This window comes from Variovorax sp. WS11, assembly GCF_010499245.1.
In the GTDB taxonomy this organism is placed as follows: Bacteria; Pseudomonadota; Gammaproteobacteria; order Burkholderiales; family Burkholderiaceae_C; genus Variovorax.
Map to the genome: position 1 here is coordinate 3,338,374 of NZ_JAAGOW010000001.1, position 19,437 is coordinate 3,357,810.

18 protein-coding genes and 1 pseudogene are annotated in these 19,437 nt (G+C 69.3%); 4 read left to right on the forward strand and 15 right to left on the reverse strand.

Annotation, left to right across the window (positions count from 1 at the left end; all coding sequences use genetic code 11):
* Positions 1-3: 3 nt before the first annotated feature.
* The 12 genes and pseudogenes from GXN78_RS16560 to GXN78_RS16610 all read right to left on the reverse strand — a co-directional run bounded on the left by GXN78_RS16560 (position 4) and on the right by GXN78_RS16610 (position 13,262).
* Complete coding sequence (locus tag GXN78_RS16560; RefSeq protein ID WP_106560578.1) at positions 4-1,701, reverse strand: flotillin domain-containing protein; 1,698 nt, start codon at positions 1,699-1,701, stop codon at positions 4-6.
* Between the two features lie 14 nt (positions 1,702-1,715).
* Positions 1,716-2,546 carry a phosphoenolpyruvate hydrolase family protein gene (locus GXN78_RS16565; RefSeq protein WP_106560579.1) on the reverse strand — a complete coding sequence of 277 codons (831 nt, stop codon included), beginning with the start codon at positions 2,544-2,546 and terminating at the stop codon, positions 1,716-1,718.
* Between the two features lie 5 nt (positions 2,547-2,551).
* Positions 2,552-3,784, reverse strand: a complete 1,233-nt coding sequence (locus GXN78_RS40845; protein WP_239142825.1) for a Tm-1-like ATP-binding domain-containing protein — start codon at positions 3,782-3,784, stop codon at positions 2,552-2,554.
* A gap of 549 nt (positions 3,785-4,333) precedes the next feature.
* A pseudogene (locus GXN78_RS41950) lies at positions 4,334-4,834 on the reverse strand (ATP-binding cassette domain-containing protein); the annotation flags it as partial.
* The gene (locus GXN78_RS16575; RefSeq protein WP_204162230.1) at positions 4,834-5,655 is read right to left on the reverse strand and encodes an ABC transporter ATP-binding protein; all 822 of its coding nucleotides are present in this window, start codon (positions 5,653-5,655) and stop codon (positions 4,834-4,836) included. The gene GXN78_RS16575 and the pseudogene GXN78_RS41950, both read right to left, overlap by 1 nt.
* Positions 5,656-5,668: 13 nt before the next feature.
* Positions 5,669-6,922, reverse strand: coding sequence for an ABC transporter substrate-binding protein (locus tag GXN78_RS16580; RefSeq protein WP_204162231.1), 1,254 nt, complete (start codon positions 6,920-6,922; stop codon positions 5,669-5,671).
* Entirely contained in the window at positions 6,919-8,058 is a 1,140-nt protein-coding gene (locus GXN78_RS16585; protein ID WP_204162232.1) for a branched-chain amino acid ABC transporter permease, read from the reverse strand. Before GXN78_RS16585 ends, GXN78_RS16580 begins: the two co-directional genes overlap by 4 nt.
* Positions 8,055-9,002, reverse strand: a complete 948-nt coding sequence (locus tag GXN78_RS16590) for a branched-chain amino acid ABC transporter permease (protein ID WP_106560582.1) — start codon at positions 9,000-9,002, stop codon at positions 8,055-8,057. Before GXN78_RS16590 ends, GXN78_RS16585 begins: the two co-directional genes overlap by 4 nt.
* Positions 8,999-10,282 carry an amidohydrolase family protein gene (locus GXN78_RS16595; protein WP_106560583.1) on the reverse strand — a complete coding sequence of 428 codons (1,284 nt, stop codon included), beginning with the start codon at positions 10,280-10,282 and terminating at the stop codon, positions 8,999-9,001. Before GXN78_RS16595 ends, GXN78_RS16590 begins: the two co-directional genes overlap by 4 nt.
* Before the next feature lie 9 nt (positions 10,283-10,291).
* The gene (locus GXN78_RS16600) at positions 10,292-11,581 is read right to left on the reverse strand and encodes an amidohydrolase family protein (RefSeq protein ID WP_106560584.1); all 1,290 of its coding nucleotides are present in this window, start codon (positions 11,579-11,581) and stop codon (positions 10,292-10,294) included.
* Between the two features lie 4 nt (positions 11,582-11,585).
* Entirely contained in the window at positions 11,586-12,383 is a 798-nt protein-coding gene (locus GXN78_RS16605) for an alpha/beta hydrolase (RefSeq protein WP_106560585.1), read from the reverse strand.
* 12 nt (positions 12,384-12,395) lie between these two features.
* A complete protein-coding gene (locus GXN78_RS16610; RefSeq protein ID WP_106560586.1) occupies positions 12,396-13,262 on the reverse strand; it encodes a fumarylacetoacetate hydrolase family protein in 867 nt (288 codons plus the stop codon).
* 171 nt (positions 13,263-13,433) lie between these two features.
* Here GXN78_RS16610 and GXN78_RS16615 point away from each other — a divergent pair, with 171 nt between their 5' ends.
* The 4 genes from GXN78_RS16615 (at position 13,434) to GXN78_RS16630 (ending at position 16,032) form a co-directional block, all read left to right on the forward strand.
* Entirely contained in the window at positions 13,434-14,144 is a 711-nt protein-coding gene (locus tag GXN78_RS16615) for a TetR/AcrR family transcriptional regulator (protein ID WP_106560587.1), read from the forward strand.
* A 35-nt stretch (positions 14,145-14,179) separates the two neighbouring features.
* The gene (locus GXN78_RS16620; protein ID WP_106560598.1) at positions 14,180-15,037 is read left to right on the forward strand and encodes an alpha/beta hydrolase; all 858 of its coding nucleotides are present in this window, start codon (positions 14,180-14,182) and stop codon (positions 15,035-15,037) included.
* A 222-nt stretch (positions 15,038-15,259) separates the two neighbouring features.
* On the forward strand, positions 15,260-15,787 hold the full coding sequence (locus GXN78_RS16625) for a helix-turn-helix domain-containing protein (RefSeq protein ID WP_164255495.1): 528 nt from the start codon (positions 15,260-15,262) through the stop codon (positions 15,785-15,787).
* Positions 15,787-16,032 carry a hypothetical protein gene (locus GXN78_RS16630; RefSeq protein WP_106560589.1) on the forward strand — a complete coding sequence of 82 codons (246 nt, stop codon included), beginning with the start codon at positions 15,787-15,789 and terminating at the stop codon, positions 16,030-16,032. Before GXN78_RS16625 ends, GXN78_RS16630 begins: the two co-directional genes overlap by 1 nt.
* 57 nt (positions 16,033-16,089) lie before the next feature.
* Here the strand turns inward: GXN78_RS16630 and GXN78_RS16635 are convergent, their stop codons facing one another.
* From GXN78_RS16635 to GXN78_RS16645, 3 genes are read right to left on the reverse strand one after another with little or no spacing between them, the layout of a single operon-like run.
* Positions 16,090-17,601, reverse strand: a complete 1,512-nt coding sequence (locus GXN78_RS16635) for a tripartite tricarboxylate transporter permease (RefSeq protein WP_106560590.1) — start codon at positions 17,599-17,601, stop codon at positions 16,090-16,092.
* A gap of 13 nt (positions 17,602-17,614) precedes the next feature.
* Complete coding sequence (locus tag GXN78_RS16640) at positions 17,615-18,103, reverse strand: tripartite tricarboxylate transporter TctB family protein (RefSeq protein WP_106560591.1); 489 nt, start codon at positions 18,101-18,103, stop codon at positions 17,615-17,617.
* Between the two features lie 5 nt (positions 18,104-18,108).
* A complete protein-coding gene (locus tag GXN78_RS16645; RefSeq protein ID WP_164255497.1) occupies positions 18,109-19,401 on the reverse strand; it encodes an acyl-CoA dehydrogenase family protein in 1,293 nt (430 codons plus the stop codon).
* Positions 19,402-19,437 lie beyond the last annotated feature (36 nt).

Here is a 19,437-nt window from a genome sequence, read left to right on the forward strand (position 1 = left end):
CCGTCATTCCTTCTTCTTTGGGCCGCCCGAAGGCAGTGCCGCCTGTGTCCCCGCGGGCTCGCCCACCAGGCGCTGGATGTCGCCGCCCTCGATGCCGATCTCGCGCAGCAGCTGGTCCACCAGCGGCGCCTGCGCGCGGAAGCGCAGCGCCGAGTTCACCAGGCCGTCCGCAAAGCCGCCGTTCGACTCGCCGTTGGACACGCCACCGTGACCGCCGCCGCCCAGCCCCTCCACGTGCAGGATCTTGATGCCCTCGATGCGCTCCATCGGCCGCACCGACTCGCGGATGATGGCCTCGGCCTTCTCCACCAGCTTCATGCGCAGCGCCGACATGCGGGCCTCGGGCGACAGCATGTTGTGCGCCTCGTTCATCATGCGCTGCGCTTCGGCCTCGATCTCGGCGCGCACGCGCATCGCCATCGACTTGATCTTGTCGGCGTCGGCATCCGCCTCGGCCTGGGCGCGCAGCGCGGCGCCGCGGTCGGCGCTGGCCTCCTTCTCGGCCTGCGCCGCAGAAGTCAGCCGCAGGGCGTCGCGCTCGGCGGCCTGGGCCGCGGAGATCAGCTCGATGGCCTTCTTGCGCTCGGCCATCTCCACCTCGCGCGCGGTGAACACCTTCTCCTCCGCCGAGACGGCCAGCGCGCGCGCGGACTCGGCCTCGGCCTGGGCCTCGCTCTGCGCCTTGCTCTCGCGCGCCACCGCGATCGCTCGCTGCTGCTCGGCCAGCTCCAGCGACAGCCGGCGCTCGATCTCGGCACCCTGGATCGCGCGCTCCTTGGCGATGCGCTCCTCCTCGATGGTCTGCTCGGCCCGGATGCGGGCGGCGTCGATGCTCTGCTTGGCCGCGATCTGCGCGCCTTCGGCGTCCTGCTCGCGCTGGGCACGCTCGGTCGCCAGCTCGGCGCGCTGGCGGGCGCGCGCGATCTCCACCTCGCGCTGCTGCGAGAGGCGGGCATGCTCGCCCTCGCGATCGATCTCCAGCGAGAGCTTCTCGGCCTCCAGGTTCTTGTTGCGGATGGCGATGAGCGTGTCCTGCTCCACGTCGTTGCGCTGCTTCTTGCGGTGCTCGATCTGCTCGGTCAGGCGCGTCAGGCCCTCGGCGTCGAAGGCGTTGCTGGGGTTGAAGAACTCCATGCCGGTCTGGTCCAGTTGCGTGAGCGAGGCGGCCTCCAGCTCCAGGCCGTTCTTGGTCAGGTCCTCGGCCACCGATTCGCGCACCCGCTTCACGTAGGCGCCGCGCTTCTCGTGCAGCTCCTCCATGGTCATCTCGGCGGCGGCGGTGCGCAGGGCGTCGACGAACTTGCCCTCGACCAGCTCCTTGAGCTGCTCGGGCTCCATGGTGCGCAGGCCCAGGGTCTGCGCGGCTGCGGCCACGGCATCGGGATGGGCGGCCACGCGCACGTAGAACTCGGCGATCACGTCCACCCGCATGCGGTCCTTGGTGATGAGCGCCTTGTCGCGGCCGCGGCTCACCTCGAGCCGCAGCGTGTTCATGTTGACCGGGATCACGTCGTGCACGATGGGCAGCACGAAGGCGCCGCCGTCGAGCACCACCTTCTGCCCGCCCAGGCCGGTGCGCACGAAGGCGCGCTCCTTCGAGCTGCGCAGGTAGAGCCAGTGGAGCAGCCAGACGGCGAGCGCGACCACGATCGCGACGACGATCAGGCCGAGGATGAAGCTGCCGAATTGAGAACCTGACATAGCGTCGTCTCCAGTTATCGCGTGATCTGAACGAAGCGCCGCGTGGTCTCGGTCAGCGCAATCTCGGTAGGCAGCCGCTCCATCGAGCTGGCGCCGTAGAAGCCGTGGCAGGCGGGGCAGCGCGACAGCACATGCCGCGCGTCATCGGGCGTGGCGATGGGTCCGCCGTGGCACAGCACGATGGCCTCCGGGTTCACCGCATGCGCCGCTGCCGCCCAGGCGTCGATGCGCGCCACGCAGTCGTCCAGCGTGAGCGCCGTCTCCGCGCCGATGGCCCCGCCGGTGGTGAGGCCCATGTGGCACACGATGATGTCCGCCCCGGCCGCGGCCATGGCGCGCGCGTCGGCTTCGCTGAACACATAGGGCGTGGTCAGCAGGTTCATTGCATGGGCACGCGCGATCAGTTCGACCTCCAGCCCGTAGCCCATGCCGGTCTCCTCCAGGTTGGCGCGGAAGGTGCCGTCGATCAGCCCCACGGTCGGAAAGTTCTGCACGCCGGAGAAGCCGAGTGATACCAGCCGCCGCAGAAACTCCTCCGGGATCATGAAGGGATCAGTGCCGTTGACGCCCGCCAGCACCGGCGTGTGCTTCACCACCGGCAGCACCTCGTGCGCCATCTCGCAGACGATCTCGTTGGCATTGCCGTAGGCCAGGAGGCCGGCGAGCGAGCCGCGGCCGGCCATGCGGTAGCGGCCGGAGTTGTAGATCACGATCAGGTCGATACCGCCGGCCTCCTCGCATTTGGCCGACAGGCCTGTGCCGGCGCCGCCGCCGACGATCGGCCGGCCGGCGGCGATCTTGGCGCGGAAGCGTTCGAGCAAAGTGGTGCGGGCGATGCGGGGCATGGGCGTCAGGCGCGTCGTGCGCGCGGGGTGGTCGTCGAGAGCTCGTGCCAGGCGCCGACCAGCGCGTCGGCGAAGGCCTCGTCGTTGATGTGCAGGGGCAGGCGCTGCAGCTTGCGATCCGCGCCGGGCCGGAAGGACTGCTCGATGGCGGCGAACAGCGCGCGGTCGGCCTCGGGGTCGTGGAAGGGCTGGCCGGGGCGGTCGATCGCCGACACGCCGCCCTCGGGAATCAGGAAACGCATCGGCCCGCGCATGGCGTTGAGCTTGGCGGCGATGAAGCGGCCGATCGCCTCGCACTCCGCAGGCGTGGTGCGCATCAGCGTCACCGTCGGGTTGTGGCGGTAGAGCTTGCGCGCGCGGAAGCGCTCGGGCACGCTGTCCCAGGCGCCGAAGTTCACCATGTCCAGCGCGCCGCAGGAGCCCACGTAGGGCAGGGCGTGGCGTGCGAACACGTCCAGGCGCATGGGGCCGGCGGAGAGCACGCCGCCCGCGATCTCGTCGGCGATCTCGGTGGTCGTGACGTCGATCACGCCGGCGAGCAGGCCCGAGTCGGCCAGCTTCTCCATCGACTGGCCGCCCACGCCCGTGGCATGGAAGACCAGGCAGTCCCAGGCCTCCTCCAGCCGCTTGGCGACCATCTGCACGCAGGGCGTGGTCACGCCGAACATGGTGAGGCCGAGCGCCGGCTTGCTCTCGGCCGACACGAGCGGCGGATGCGCAATCATCCCCGCCAGCGCATGCGCCGCATTGGCCAGCACGCGCTCGCTGATGCGATGGATGCCCTGCACGTCGGTCACCGAATACATCATGCAGATGTCGCTCGGTCCCACGTAGGGCCGCGTGTCGCCGCTGGCCATGGTCGAGACCATCATCTTGGGCACGCCGATGGGCAGCGCGCGCATGCCCTGCGTGGCCATCGAGGTGTTGCCCGAGCCGCCGGCGGCGATGATGCCGCCCAGGTCGCGCCGCGTGCGCACGAAGGCCTCGAAGGCCTGCGCCATGGCGGCGGTCGCGCTGCCGCGGTCGCCGCTGAAGACCGCTGTTTCGCCCTGCGGATGGTGGCGCGCCACCTCGCGCGGATGCACGCTGGCCGGCGAGGTGCGGCCGGAGGTCGAGAGGTCCACCGTGACCACGCGCAGGCCCAGCCGCTCCAGGCACTGGCGCAGGAAGAACAGCTCGCGTCCCTTGGTGTCGAAGGTGCCCGCCACATAGGCAGCACGGGTGCTGCCCGCAGCCACCGGAAAGTCGAAGAGCCGTCCGGCATGGCGGTCTTCGCCCGCAAGCTCCGCGCCCGCACTCCCTCTCCCGCTCGCGGGAGCGGGCTGGGGTGAGGGCAAGGCCGTCGACCCCGCGCGCACGATATCCACCACCGGCGCCGCCGCGGCGCCCGCATTCCAGCGCGTCAACCCACGCACCGTACCCGGCGCCAGGTCGTCGAGCGTAGGCGCGCCCTCGCCATGCGCGCGCCGCACGGTGAAGACCTGCATGGGCGCCGCCCCCCCCGCCTCGCCGGCCGCGGCGGGCTTGGCCATCTCCTCGTCATGCCCGTTCGAGCGCACCCCCAGCAGTCGCTCCTGCAGCTCGCGGTCGCCGGCCAGTTGCGCCGCCGGCATCTCCTGCGTGATTCGCCCGTTGACCATCACCCCGATGCGATCGGCCACCGAGATCGCGACGCCCAGGTTCTGCTCGATCAGCAGCACCGCGATCCGGCCCTCGGCCGCGAGCGTGCGCAGCGACTGCGCCACCTGCTCGACGATGATCGGCGCCAGGCCCTCGGTGGGCTCGTCCATCACCAGCAGCTTCGGGCTCAGCAGCAGCGCGCGGCCGATCGCCAGCATCTGCTGCTCGCCGCCCGACAGCTGCGCGCCGCCGTGGCCGCGGCGCTCCGCCAGGCGGGGGAACATCGCGTAGATGCGGTCGAGATCGCGCTTGTGGCCGGCGACCAGGCGCAGCGTCTCGTCGACCGAGAGCGAGGGCCACACGCGGCGGCCCTGCGGCACGTAGGCGATGCCGCGCCGCGTGATCTCGTGCGGCGCCAGGCCGAGGATCTCCTCGCCCGCGAGCCGGATGCTGCCGCGGGCCGGCACCAGGCCGGTGATGGCGTTGCACAGCGTGGTCTTGCCCATGCCGTTGCGCCCGACGATGCCGAGCACGCCGCGCTCCAGGCTGAGGCTCACTCCCTGCAGCGCGTGCGCGCGGCCGTAGAACACGTCGAGCGCCTCGATCACCAGCGCCGGCGCGGCGCTGCTGTCCGGGGAGTCGCGATCGGTGCGGCGGAACCAGGCCATCAGTGCCGGCTCCCCATGTAGATCGCCTGCACTTGCGCGTCGTTCTCGATCTCGGCGGGACTGCCCGTGCGAAGCTCGCGCCCGTTGTGCATCACGGTGACGCGGTCGACCACGCGCAGGGCGATGTCGAGGTCGTGCTCGATCAGCACGAAGCTCATGTGCGCCGGCAGCGAGCGCAGCAGCGCCACCAGCTCGCGGCGTTCGGCCGGCGACAGGCCGGCCGCCGGCTCGTCGAACAGGATCAGGCGCGGCGCACCGGCCAGCGCCATGCCGATCTCCAGCTGGCGCTGCTGGCCGTGCGCCAGGTTGGCGACGCGTTCTTCCGCGATATGGGCCAGGCGCGCGCGCTCCAGCAGGTCCTGCGTCGCGACCATGGACGCATCGCCGGCCCCCGGCCGCCAGCAGCTGAAGCGGCCGTTGGCGACGCCGCGCACGGCGAGGAAGAGGTTGTCGCGCACGGTCAGCTCGCGAAACAGCAGCGAGGACTGGTAGGTGCGCCGCAGGCCCTTGCGGATGCGCTCGTGCGGCGGCAGCCCGGTGATGTCCTCGCCGAAGAAATGGATCCGCCCGGCGGTGGGCGGGAAGTCGCCGGTGATGGCGTTGAAGAGCGTGGTCTTGCCGGCGCCGTTCGAGCCCAGCACCGCGTACTTCTGCCCCGCGGCCACCGAGAGCGAGATGTCGTCCACCGCCCGCAGCGCGCCGAAGGTGCGCGTCACGCCGCGCAGCACCAGCGCGTCGCTGGAGGCGAGCGGCGCCGGCGCGCCCCGGCCTGGCGCCGGCCGCTGTGCCGGTATCCGGGTGATGGACGCGACGGAGGCCACCGGTGCCCTTCGCTCAGGGGCAGCTCGGCACGTCCCGCGAGCCGATCTTGAACTCGTCCGGGCTCATGCCCAGCAGCTGGTTGACGTTGTCGACCTTGCTGTGCACCTTGTTGAAGAGGTTGCCCTGCGCGTCCTTCACCACCTCGGTGACGAAGGTGGTGCCGATCGCCTGGCGGTTGGCGTCGAGCTTGACGTCGCCGTTGGGCGTCTTCAGCGTCATCTTCGACAGCGCCTCGCGGTACTTGGCCTGGTTGCCGGAGAGGTCGCCCTTCACCGAGTCCAGCCCGTCGAGCGCCGCCTTCATGTTGACGTAGTAGACGAAGGCGAACAGGCTGGGGCTCGGGAAGCCGCCGGCCGAGACGGGATAGTTCTTCTGATAGTCGGCAACGAAGGCCTTCCAGTCCGCGCCGTCGTAGGCGTCGGCCAGCGGCCCGGCCGACAGCGTGCCCACCAGCGACTCGCGGCGCTTGCCCTTGTAGTTCAGCACGTCCTGGCTCACGGTGATGGAGCCGCCCAGTATCGGCTTGTCGCCGCCCGAGTTCTCGTACTGGGTGAGGAAGTTCACCGCGTCGGCGCCGCCGAGCACGACCAGCAGCGCGTCGACATCCTTCGGGATCTTCGCGATCACCGACGAGTAGTCCTTGCCGCCCAGCGGCACCCAGGCCTTCTCCGGGACCTTGCCGCCGGCCTTGCAGTACTCGGCCATGAAGCCCTGCACCTGCGAGTAGGGGAAGGCGTAGTCCTCGGCGATCACCATCGTGCGCTTGTAGCCCTTGGCCATCGCGGCCTTGCCCAGGCCCATCATCCATTGCGCACCCTCGGTGTTGAAGCGGAAGAAGTTCGGGCTCGGGTTGACCAGCGTGGTCGCCTGCGCGCCCGAGCCGCCGTTGATGAAGGTCACCTGCGGCTGGGTCTTGGAGTAGTCCTTGACCGCGATGCCCTCGCCGCCCGACAGCGGGCCTACCATGATGTCGACCTTGTCCTGCTCCACCAGCTTGCGCGTCGCGTTGACCGCGACGTCGGGCTTGGCGTCCGAACTGGCCTTGATGACCTCGATCTTGCGGCCCGCCACCACGCCGCCACGCTGCTTGACCGCCAGCTCGGCGCCGCGCATGCCGTCCGCGCCGCCGGCCGCGAACGGCCCCTCGAGCGTGGCCAGCAGGCCGATCTTCACCGGCTGGCCCTGCGCCCAAGCGCCGCCCGCCAGCGCCGCCACCGCGGCCGCACCCACCATCGAACGAACCCAGAGTCGCTTGTTCACGTTCACGGTTGTCTCCTTTGGTTGGAAATCAAGCCTGGCTTCGGGCCGAGGCGCGCGCGCAGCATCGCCCACAGTCCGAGCAGGCCGTCGGGGGAAAACAGCACGATGGCGAGGAACACGCCGCCGATCACGAGGTTGAAGCGCTCGCGGTCGATCAGGTCGATGGCGAAGGTCTGCAGCAGCACGAAGACGAGCGCGCCGAGGAAGGCGCCGATCGGGCGCCGCAGGCCGCCGAGCACCGCGATCACCAGGATGTTGATCAGCCAGGAGGTGCCGACCGAGCCCGGCGACATCAGCGCGTTGTACCAGGCGAGCAGGATGCCGCCGACCGCCGCGATCGCGCCGGCCAGTGCATAGGCGGCCACGCGGTGCGCGACGACGTGGAAGCCCAGCGCCCGCATGCGCCGCGGGTTGTCGCGGATGCCCTGCAGCGCGATGCCGAAGGGCGTGCGCACGATCCAGTGCACCCCCAGGTAGCCGCCGAGCGAGCAGGCCAGCGCCAGGAAGTAGAAGGGAACCGGGTCGCGCCAGGCGATGCCGAGCACGGTCGGCGCCTTCAGCTCGCGCAGGCCCTGGAAGCCGTTGAAGAGGCTGTAGTTCTGCAGCACCAGGTAGTAGAAGGCGACGCCGATCGCCAGCGTGATCATGATGGTGTAGATGCCCTCGGTGCGCACCGACAGCCAGCCGATCAGCGTCGCCGCCAGCGTCGCGATCAGGAGCGCGAAGGGCACCGCGGCCCACCACGGCCAGCCCAGGCTGATGTCGGCGCTGCTGCTGGTGCCGAGCACCGCGAGCGCATAGCCGGCGATGCCGGCCACCGTCATCTGCGCCAGCGACACCATGCCGCCGTAGCCGGCGAGGAAGCTGAGGGACAGCGCGATCAGCCCGAGCACCAGCGACTGGGCCGCGACCTGGAAGGTGAGGAAGGGCGAGGCGACGAAGGGGAGGACCAGCAGGGCGGCGAGCACGACGATGTGATGCGGGCCGAGGTGCGCGCGCAGCGAATCGAACCAGCGCGGCGCGAGGCGCGCGGGTTGCGAGGGAGCCACCCTCGCGGCCGTGGCCGGCACCGGGTGCAGCGGTGGTGCCGCGGCGGACGCGCCGCGCCCGTTCATTGCCCTTCGCCACTTGGCTGCGCTCATGTCGCCCTCCCCATGATCCCGCGCGGCCGGAAGGCCAGCACCAGGATCAGGATGCCGAAGGTGAAGACGACGCTGTAGGTCGGCGCGTAGGCGAGCCCGTAGGTCTCCGCGAGGCCGAGGATCACCGCGCCGATCGCGGCGCCGACCACGCTGCCCATGCCGCCGACGATCACCACGATCAGCGAGGCGAGCAGCAGCCGGATGTCCTCGCCCGGCACCATCGACAGCTCGACCGCGCCGATCACGCCGCCGAAGCCGGCCAGCCCGGCGCCCAGCATGAAGGTGATGGCGAACACGCGGTTCACGTTGACGCCGGCGGCGGAGAGCATCGCGCGGTCGTCCACGCCGGCGCGGATCATCGCGCCCACGCGCGTGCGGTTCAGCAGCCACCACAGCCCGAAGCCGATCAGCAGGCCGAAGCCGAGCAGGCTGAGCCGGTAGGTGGAGAACGCGCGGATCAGCGGGATGTCGCGGATCGGCCCCTGAAGCCAGGACGGCGCCTCCATCTGGTGCACCTGGCCGGTGAAGATCCACAGCAGCACGTCCGCGATCACGATCGACAGGCCGATGGTCACCAGCGTCTGGCGCAGTTCCTCGCCCTGCATGTGGCGCAGGATCAGCCACTGGATCAGCAGCCCGGCGACGGCCGCCGCGGCGAAGCCGGCCGCCACCGCGAGGATCCACCAGCCGGTGTGGTTCGCGACCACGTAGCCCACATAGCCGCCGAGCAGGTACAGCGAGCCGTGCGCGAGGTTGACGTTGCGCATCAGCCCGAAGACCAGCGTGAAGCCGCTGGCCACGATGAAATAGAGCGAGGCGAGGGTGATGCTGTTGAGCAGGGTGACCAGGTAGAGGCGGGCGTTGTCGAACAGCGCCCAGAGCGAGAACGCGAGGATGGGGCCGCCGACGAGCAGCCACACGAGCCAGCGCGCCCTGCGGCTCATGCAGCCCGCTCCCAGGCCCGCTGCGACGCGATCTCCGGCGCCTTGGCGAACTCGCCGTCCTTCATCACCGCGAGGATGCGCTTCGGGTCTCGCAGGATCGCGAGGTTGGCCAGCGGATCGCCATCCACCAGCAGCAGGTCGGCCAGGTAGCCGTCCTGGATGGTGCCCAGCTCGTCGCCGCGCTTCATGATCTGGCCGCCGTAGAGCGTGGCGCAGCGGATCGCCTCCATCGGCGTGAAGCCCAGGTAGCGCACGAAGAACTCCAGGTCGCGCGCGTTCTGGCAGTGCGGGGTGAAGGCGAAGCCGTAGTCGCCGCCCGGCAGCACGCGCACGCCGCGGCGGTGCATGGCCTTGAGCGATTCGAGGGCGGCGTCCCACTCGATCTGGTAGCCCATCGCCACCGCCTTCTCATGCGTGATGCCGTAGGGCTCGGCCTCGTGCAGCATGGCGTAGAGGATGGCGATGCCGGGGGCGACGAAGACGCGGTCCTTGGCCGCTTCCAGCATGTCCAGCGTTTCCTCGTCGGTGAAGCTGGCGTGGTAGATCACGTCGATGCCGTGGCGCAGCGCCTGCTTGACCGAGGCCGCCGAGCGGGCGTGCGCGGTGCCGCGCTTGCCGCGCACGCGGACCTCCTCCATCGCGGCGGCCACCTCGGCGTCGCTCATCCAGGTGGTCTCGGCCGGCGAGTCGGGCGTGAAGTTGTCGCCCGAGAGGTTGAGCTTGATCGAGTCGACGCCGTACTTGAGGAACATGCGCACGACCTTGCGCATCTCGTCCGCGCAGTTCACGTTGACGCCGAAGCTGAACTCGGGGAAGGGCAGGTGCGGCAGGGTCTCGTCGCCCAGGCCGCCGGGGACGGTGATCTCCTGGCTCGCGGCCAGGTAGCGCGGGCCGGGGATCTGGCCGGCGTTGATGGCGTTGCGGATCACCACGTCCAGCCGCGGCTTGGCGCAGGCGGCGCCGACGCAGGAGGTGAAGCCGGCTTCGAGGTAGCGCCTGGCGACCTTGGCGCACCACAGCACGTGTTCCTCCAGCGGCATGCGCTGGATCGCCGAGAGCGTGGCCGCGTCGTTCCAGGAGAAGTGCGTGTGGGCCTCGCACATGCCCGGCATCAGCGTGGCGCCGGCGCCGTCGACCACCATCGCGCCGCCGGGTGCGATCGGCGCGGTGCTGCGGCCCACCTGGCGGATGCGGTTGCCGCGCACCAGCACGCTGCCCGTGTAGGGGTTCTGGCCGGTGCCGTCGAGAATGCGGACGTTGGTGAAGACGACATCGCTCATGAACTTCTCCTAGGCGGCCCAGCGTGTCATGTGGGACCGCCGCACGGGCGGCGCACGGTGGAACTCCCCATCCTTCATCACCGCCAGGATCCGCGTCTTGTCCTGCAGCACCGTGATGTCCGCCAGCGGATCGCCGTCGACCAGCAGCAGGTCGGCCAGGTACCCTTCGCGCACGTAGCCCAGCACCTTGCCCATGCGCATCATCGGCCCGCCCCACGCGGTAGCCGACAGCAGCGCCTCCATCGTGCTCATCCCCACGTACTTGACGAAGTACTCCAGGTCTTTCGCATTGGTCCCATGCGGCGTCCACGCAAAGCCGTAGTCGCCACCCGGCAGGATGCGAATGCCCCGCTTGCGCATCGCCCGCATGCTCTCGACGGCGGCCTCCAGTTCGCGGTGGTAGCCCATGCGCCGCGTCACCTCCGGCGTCAGCCCCCATTCGCTCGCGTGGTGGCAGGTGTTGATCAGCCAGGCCAGGCCCGGTGCGATGAAGTGCTCGAACTTGTGTTCCTCGAGCAGGTCCAGTGCCTCTTCGTCGGTGAAGCTGGCGTGGTAGATCACCTCGATGCCCTGCTTCACGCACTGCTTGATCGACCAGGTCGAGCGCGCATGCGCCGCCACCCGCTTGCCCCAGGCCTTGGCCTCCTGCACGCACACCGTGACCTCTTCCTCGGTGAACTGGCTCATCTCGCTGGGCATGCCGGTGATCGACTCGCCCGAGAGATTGATCTTCAGCGAATCGACGCCGTACTTGGCGAACATCCGCACGCAGCGGCGCATTTCCTCGGCGCCGCTCACCACCGCGCCGAAGGCGAACTCGGGCTGCGGCAGGTGCGGCTGCGTGGTGTCGCCCAGGCCGCCGGGCACGGTGATTTCCTGGCTGGCCGCGAGGTAGCGCGGGCCGACGATGGTGCCGTCGTTGATTGCGTTGCGGATCACCACGTCCAGCCGCGGCTTGGCTGCCGCGGCGCCGACGCAGCTGGTCCAGCCCATGTCCAAATAGCGCTTCGCGACCTCGGCGCACCACAGGATGTGCTCCTCCGGCGGCATGCGCTGGATGGCGTCCAGGCTGGGCTGATCGTTCCAGGAGAAGTGCGTGTGCGCCTCCACCATGCCGGGCATCAGGAAGGCGCCGGCGCCGTCGATCAGCTGCGCGCCCATCACCGGCGCCGCGTGCTGGCCGTAGCCCGTCTTGACGACGCGCGCGATGCGCTTGCCCTGCACCAGCACGTCGCCGGTGAAGGGCGCTTCGCCGCCGCCGTCGAAGATGCGGACGTTGGTGAACATCACATCGGCCATCGGTTCAGCTCCTTGCGTGGGCGGCCAGGAAGTCGCTCAGCTCGCGCTGGCATTCCTCGGGTCGCTCGACCGGCGTCCAGTGGCCGCAGCGCGACAGGACCACCACGCGCTTGCTGGCCGCGTTGTACAGCCGGTCGGCCATGGCGCGCACCGACTGCGGGGGCGCCACGCCGTCCTCGTCGCCGGTGACCAGCAGCACCGGCGCCTCGATGCGGTCCACCGCCGCGCCCTGCGCGCCGGCCAGGGCCTCGCAGCTGCGCGCGTAGGCCTCGCCGTCCTGCCGCATCAGGCTCTCGCGCACGAAGGCGACGGCGAGCGGCAGGCGTCGGCGCGTGTCGGCGGAGATCGCAGCCTGGAGCAGCCCTTGCGTGATCTCGTGCATGCCGGCCGCGCCCTCGCGGGCCTTGGCGGCGCGCGCCTTCATCGCCGTGCGCGCGGCATCCGGCGGCGCGATCAGTGGGCCGAAGAGTGCCACGCTGGCCACCAGCTTCGGATGCGCAGCGGCGATGTGCTGGCAGACGATGGTGCCCATCGAATGCCCCACCCAGTGGGCGCGCGCGATGCCCAGGCGATCGCAGACGCGCAGCAGCGCCTCCACGTAGCGCTCGATCGAGAGCTCGCCCTCGGCCCGCTGCGAACGGCCGCTGCCCGGCAGGTCCACGCGCACCACGTGGTGCCGCGCCAGCGCCGGCATCAGCGGCGTGAAGCTGTTGGAGCTGCCGCCCAGGCCGTGCACGCAGACCACATCCGGGCCATCCCCTTCGTCTTCCACCGCGACACGGTCGATCAGTTGGAATGACATCGTCGGATCGGCCTACTCGAAGGGGTTCTCGATGACGCCCACGCCATCGACCTCGATGCGCACCACGTCGCCGGACTTCAGCCACTGCGGCGGCGTCTGCCCCATGCCCACGCCGGCCGGCGTGCCGGTGGCGATCACGTCGCCCGGATACAGGGTGATGCCGCGCGAGCAGGTCTCGATCAGCGTGGGGATGTCGAAGATCATGTCCTTCGTCTGGCCGTCCTGGCGCAGCGCGCCGTTGACCCAGCCGCGCACGCGGGTGGCGCGGCCGTCGAGTTCGTCGCCCGTGACGATCCACGGCCCCATCGGGCAGAAGGTGTCGAAGCTCTTGCCCAGCTCCCATTGCTGGTGGCGCATCTGCACGTCACGCGCGGTCACGTCGTTGACCACGGTGTAGCCGAACACATGGTCCATGGCGCGCGAGCGCGGGATGTCGCGCCCGCCGCGGCCGATGACCACGGCCAGCTCCGACTCGTAGTCGATCTGCACCGAGGTGGCGGGCGAGGGCAGGCGCACCACGTCGCGCGGGCCGACCACGCATTCGCCCAGCTTGCCGAAGACGATGGGCCACGGGTCGCTCTGCGGCATGGACTCGCGGAACACGGTGCCGGCGAGTTCGCTCGCATGCGCGCGGTAGTTGCGGCCGATGCAGAACAGGCTGCGCAGCGGGCGCGGCAGCGGTGAGCGCAGCGTGAGAACTTCGACCGGCAGCCGCGCGCCGGAAGGCGAGGGCAAGGGTTCGCCACGCGCGAGCGCCTGGATCAAGGGCAGGGTGCCGAGCGAGGCGTCGCGCAGTGCGAGTGGCGTGGCTTCGCGCCCGTCGGCAGAGATCGTGCCCACGTGCTCGCGTCCACCCCAACTCCAGCTGGCCAAGCGCATCGCCTTTGTCTCCGTCTCGTCTCGTGGTCATTGCCGCTCGTGCCGGCCGCCGCGAGATCAGGGAACTGTCGTTTTTGAGACTTGCGTCTCAAATCGGGATCGGTGCATCATACGTGCCGACCTCGGATTTTCACAAGCAAGCCCGGCCCTTCGGCACTCCGTAATAACCCCATGGCGCGACTGAAGCACAAGCTGAGCGAACCGCCGGTGCCGCCCGAGCGCGGCGTCAAGGCGGCCACCTTCAAGCTGTTGCTCGACACCGCCATGGACATCATCCGGCAGAGCGGTCACATCCCGTCGGTGGCGGAGGCCGCGGCGCGCTCGAAGGTCTCGCGCGCCACCGCGTACCGATATTTCCCGAGCCGCAGCGCACTGGTCACCGCCGTCATCGACAGCTCGCTGGGGCCGGTGCGCAAGCTGGCTTCCGACAACCCCAGCGGCCGCGAGCGCGTGCACGAGCTGTTCCTGCAGACCTTCCCGCGCTTCAAGGAGTTCGAGGCGCAGCTGCGCGCCGCGGCGCAGCTGTCGCTCGAGCAGTGGGGGCTGGAGCGCGCCGGGCTGCTGGAGGAGGAGCCGTACCGGCGCGGGCACCGCGTGCGCATCCTCGAGCATGCGATCGAGCCGCTGGTGCCTCAGCTGCGGCCGGACGTGCGCAAGCGCCTGCACCATGCCCTCTCGGTGGTCTACGGCATCGAGCCCTACGTGATCCTGAAGGACATCTGGGGCCTGCGCGATCGCGAAGTGGAGCGCACCGCGCTGTGGATGGCCGACGCGCTGATCGACGCGGCGCTGCGCGAATCGGAGCAGAAGCCCGCGCCGCGCGGCCGCCCGAAGCCGAACGGTGCACGGGTGCCGGCGGCGGCCGCCGCGAAGCGACGTTGAATGCGGCCGAAGTTCGGCCGGAGTTGCGCCTGAAGATGTCCGAAGCCACGCCACCGCCCGCCTGGTACGACGCGCAATACAACAACCGCGCGCGCATTCCCGAGCATCCGGCCATCCTTGCGCACTGGGCCGAGGCCTCGGCCCGGGCCTACGAGCGACCGGGATGGGTGCTCGATCTCGCCTACGGCGAAGACCGCAGCGAGCGCCTCGACGTGCTGCCTGCCGGGCGGCCCGGCGCACCGGTGCTGGTCTATATCCACGGCGGCTACTGGCGCGCGCTCGACAAGCGCGACCAGAGCTTCGTGGCGCCGCCCTTCGCCGATGCGGGCGCGATGGTGGCGCTGGCCAACTACGCGCTGTGCCCCGCGGTCACGATCGAACACATCGTGCTGCAATTGGTGCGGGCCCTGGCCTGGGTTCATCGGAACGCGAGCGGGTATGGCGGCGAGCCCGGGCGCATCGTGGTGGCCGGCCATTCCGCCGGCGGGCACCTGGCGACGATGCTGCTGGCCTGCGACTGGAAGGCGGTCGCGCCGGATTTGCCTGCGGACCTCGTCAAATCGGCGCTGTCGATTTCCGGCCTGTACGAGCTCGAACCGCTGCGGCACGCGCCCTTCCTGGCCGCCGATATCGGCCTGACTGCTGCGACAGCGCTGCGGCTCAGCCCCGCGGGCATGCCCGCGCCTTTGCAGGGCTCGCTGGTGACAGTGGTCGGCGGCGATGAAAGCGAGGAGTTCCTTCGCCAGGTTGAGCTGATCGGACGTGCCTGGGGTCTGCGTGTCACTGCGGCGGAACGCGTGCCCGCGCGCAACCACATGGATGTGCTGCACGAGCTCGCTGACCCGAGCTCGCGGACATACCGGCTCGCGCTGGAGCTGCTGGGCCTGGGGTGATCGAGGGCATCTGATTTCGATATTTGCGAATTTACGGGAATTTGGTACCCTCATCCCATGACGACCCTGAAAGCGCCCGGCAACGCAGGAGCGAAGCACACCACGGCACAACCAGTACCAGGTAGGCCCCATATCGGCACCCTGGAGTCCGCTGTGCTTGAAGCGCTCAAGAGCTCTCAGCGAACGGCAAAGCGAGGGCCGCCGAGCGCGGCCCGAAAGTCCATGCAGACGGGCCTATCGCGCAGCAAGGCGACCACCATCCGAGAGGCCCTGCATCGTGGCCAGCAAAGCCACCTTTTTCTAGAGGACCTCAAGAAGCAAGGCTTGCTCACTGTTCAGACGGTTCGGATCCGACCCAAGGGGGAACCAGATCGCCGCTTCGTTGTCGAGTATGCGGTCGACCCGCAAGAACCGACCGCCGTCATCCTTCGCGTCAGACCCGCGTCAACTGCTGAGCTCGGCGCCGAAAGTCCCGAAATGCTCACTACACAGCAAGCCGCGGATCGGCTCAATGTGAGCAGGCCCTACGTGGCTCGCCTTGCTGATGCGGGCACTTTCCAGGGCGTCGAGCGAACGCAATCCGGCCATCGCCGAATTCCACGGAAGGAAGTCGATCGGGTTCAAGGTGAAATGCGCGCTTCGCGCGAAGCTGCGTTCCTGGAAATGGACAGCATCACCACGGAACAGAGGGCGAGAGAGCTCAATGCCGCACGCGCCAAGCCCAAGCGTCCCTGGGTGAAGACCTCCTGATGGCGGCAGCCAGGCAGCGCGCGGCCTTGGTCGCGCCTGGGCGGGTGCCGCTGGTGTACCTGGATGCCAACGTCCTGATTCCCGAGTACCTGCGAAGTGTCTTCTTGGATCTTTCGCATGCGGGGCTCATTCAGGCGCACTGGGGCAAGCAAGTCCTCGTCGAAGTTCGGCGAATTCTGTCCGCCTCGCACTGCAACCAGTTTGCCGCCAGCCTCGCTGCGGCCTGGGGCTTCACACGAGGATGACCAGAGCGTACTAGCCAAGGGCATGGCCGAGGCTGGCCCTTGATTTTCGCGGCAAGGTCAATCCTCCACGAACGCCTCCTGCCGCTTCGCCTTGATCGAAGGCAGCAGCACGATCCCCAGCAGCAGCGCCGCCGCGACCAGCAAGCCGGCCGACAGCGGCCGCGTCACGAACACGCTCCAGGTCCCGCGCGACAGCAGCAGCGCGCGGCGCAGGTTCTCTTCCATCATCGGCCCCAGGATGAAGCCCAGCAGCAGCGGCGCCGGCTCGGTGCGCAGCTTGAGGAAGAGGTAGCCGATGAAGCCGAAGATCGCGACCATCCACACGTCGAAGGTGTTGTTGTTGGTCGAGTACACGCCGATCGCGCAGAACAGCACGATGGCCGGGAACAGGAACTTGTAGGGCACCATCAGCAGCTTGATCCACATGCCGATCAGCGGCAGGTTCAGGATGATCAGCATCGCGTTGCCGATCCACATCGAGGCGATCAGGCCCCAGAACAGTTCCGGGTTGCTGGTCATCACCTGCGGGCCGGGCTGGATGTTGTGGATGGTCATCGCGCCGACCATCAGCGCCATCACGGCGTTGGGCGGGATGCCCAGCGTCAGCAGCGGGATGAAGGAAGTCTGCGCGCCGGCGTTGTTCGCCGATTCGGGCGAGGCCACGCCGCGGATGTTGCCCTTGCCGAAGGCGATTTCGCCGGGGCGCATCTTGATCTTCTTCTCGAGCGCATAGGCCGCGAAGGCCGCCAGCAGCGCGCCGCCGCCAGGCAGGATGCCCAGCGCCGAGCCCAGCGTGGTGCCGCGCAGCACCGCGGGCGCCATGTTCTTGAAGTCCTCCTTCGTCGGCCACAAGCCCTTGACCTTGTTGGTGAACACTTCTCGCTCGTCATCGGGCTGCGAGAGGTTGCCGATGATCTCGCCGTAGCCGAAAACGCCCATGGCGATCACCACGAAGCCGATGCCGTCGGTCAGCTCCGGGATGTCGAAGCTGAAGCGCGCCACGCCCGAGTTCACGTCGGTGCCGACGATGCCCAGCAGCAGGCCCAGAACGATCATCGCCACTGCCTTGAGCAGCGAGCCGGAAGCCAGCACCACCGCGCCGATCAGGCCCAGGATCATCAGCGAGAAGTACTCGGCCGGGCCGAACTTGAAGGCCAGCTCGGTCAGCGGCGGCGCGAAGGCGGCCAGGATCAGCGTGCCCACGCAGCCGGCGAAGAAGGAGCCCAGGCCGGCCGCCGCGAGCGCGGGGCCGGCGCGGCCCTGCCTTGCCATCTGGTAGCCGTCGATACAAGTCACCACCGAGGACGATTCCCCTGGCAGGTTGACCAGGATGGCGGTGGTGGAGCCGCCGTACTGGGCGCCGTAGTAGATGCCCGCCAGCATGATCAGCGCCGACACCGGCGGCAGCGCGTAGGTCGCCGGCAGCAGCATGGCGATGGTGGCGACCGGGCCGATGCCCGGCAGCACGCCGATCAGCGTGCCCAGGATGCAGCCGACCAGGCAATAGAGCAGGTTGGTGAAGGTGAAGGCGACGCCGAAGCCGGTCGCCAGGTTGTGGATCAGGTCCATGGCGTTCTCGTCCTCAGCCCGAAATGAAGGTGGGCCAGACCTGGATCTGGAGCTTGAGCGCCCAGATGAAGGCCACGTAGCTGCCGGCCGCCAGGATGGTCGCGAGGACCAGCACGTCACGCAGCTTGAAATGCGCGCCGGCCATGCTGGAGATGATGGTCAGCGCATAGATCGCGAGGATCATGCCCATGGCCGGCAGCCCGATGGAGGGCAGGCCGCCGAGCAGCACGCCGAAGGCGAGATTGGCGCCGAGCACGTAGGCGAGGGGCTTCCAGGCCCACTTGCCGATCTTCTCGCCGTCGTCCGTTTCGACAACCAGCCCTTCGAACATGATGGCGGCTCCGAGGATCGCCAGCAGGATTCCCAGCATGAGCGGGAAATAGCCGGGACCCATGCGGGCGCCGTCTCCGATGTTGTAGCTGGTGGAGCCGATGGCGAAAGCGCCGCCCACCGCCGTGAACATGACTCCCGAATAGAAGTCGGCCTGACTCTTGATACGCATTGTCTCTACCCTCGTTTTGGAGCCTTCGAGGGTCGTTCGCGGCGGCTGACTGCTGGCTGACCAGTGCTGTACGGACTTCCACGTAGCGGGGAGCGAGGGGGAGAGGGAGCGAGGCAGGGGTCAGTCGCGAGGCGGCCGCTTTGCGATCCCCCACGTCTCGCGAGGATCCCCAGCATCACCTCATCCGCCCCGCCCCCGATCGACGCAAACCGCCCATCCCGGTACAGCCGCGACGCGCGGTTCTCCCAGGTGAAGCCCATCCCGCCCCAGAACTGCAGGCAGGTGTCGGCCACCTCGCGCGTGAGGCGGCCGCACTTGAGCTTGGCCATCGAGGCCAGCGCGGTCACGTCCTCGCCCTGCACATGCAGGTCGCAGGCGCGGTAGGTCAGCGCGCGCAGCGCCTCGACCTCGGTCTGCAGCTCGGCCAGCTTGAACTGCACCCACTGCTGGTCGGCCAGGGTGCCGCCGAAGAGACGGCGCTCCTGCGCCCATGCGATGGTCTCGCGGATGCAGTCCTCCATGGGCTCGAGCGAGCTGGCGGCGCACCACAGGCGCTCCTCCTGGAACTGCTGCATCTGGTAGACGAAGCCCTGGCCCTCCTCGCCGATGCGATAGCGTTGCGGCACGCGCACCTCGTCGAAGTAGATCAGGCCGGTGTCGCTCGAATGCATGCCGATCTTGCGGATCTTCTTCGCGCGCTCGATGCCCGGGCTGTCCATCGGCACGATGACCAGCGACTTGTTGCGGTGAGGACTGTCGCCCGCTGCGCTCGGCCCGTCGCCGGTGTTCACCAGCATGCACATCCAGTCGGCCTGCAGGCTGTTGGTGATCCACATCTTCTGGCCGCTGATGAGGTAGTCGTCGCCGTCCTTGCGCGCGCGGCTCCTGAGGCCCGCCACGTCGCTGCCGGCGCCGGGCTCGCTGACGCCGATGCAGCCCACGGTCCGGCCCGCGATCGCCGGGGCCAGGAACTCGCGCCGGAGCGCGTCGCTGCCGAAGCGCGCCAGCGCCGGCGTGCACATGTCGGTCTGCACGCCGATGGCCATCGGCACGCCGCCGCAGCGCACATGGCCCAGGGCTTCGGCCATCGCCATCGCGTAGGAGTAGTCGAGGCCGGCACCGCCGTAGTCTTCGGGCTTGTTGAGCCCCAGCAGGCCGAGCGCGCCGAGCTTTCCGAACACCTCGTGCGCGGGGAAGCTCTCCGCCGCCTCCCATTCGTCGACATGCGGGTTGATCTCCTCGTCGATGAAGCGCCGCAGCGTCTTCTGGATCTCGAGGTGCTCGTGGGTGTACTGCATGCCCGACTCTAGGCGTGCCCTGCGGCGCGCCGCTTG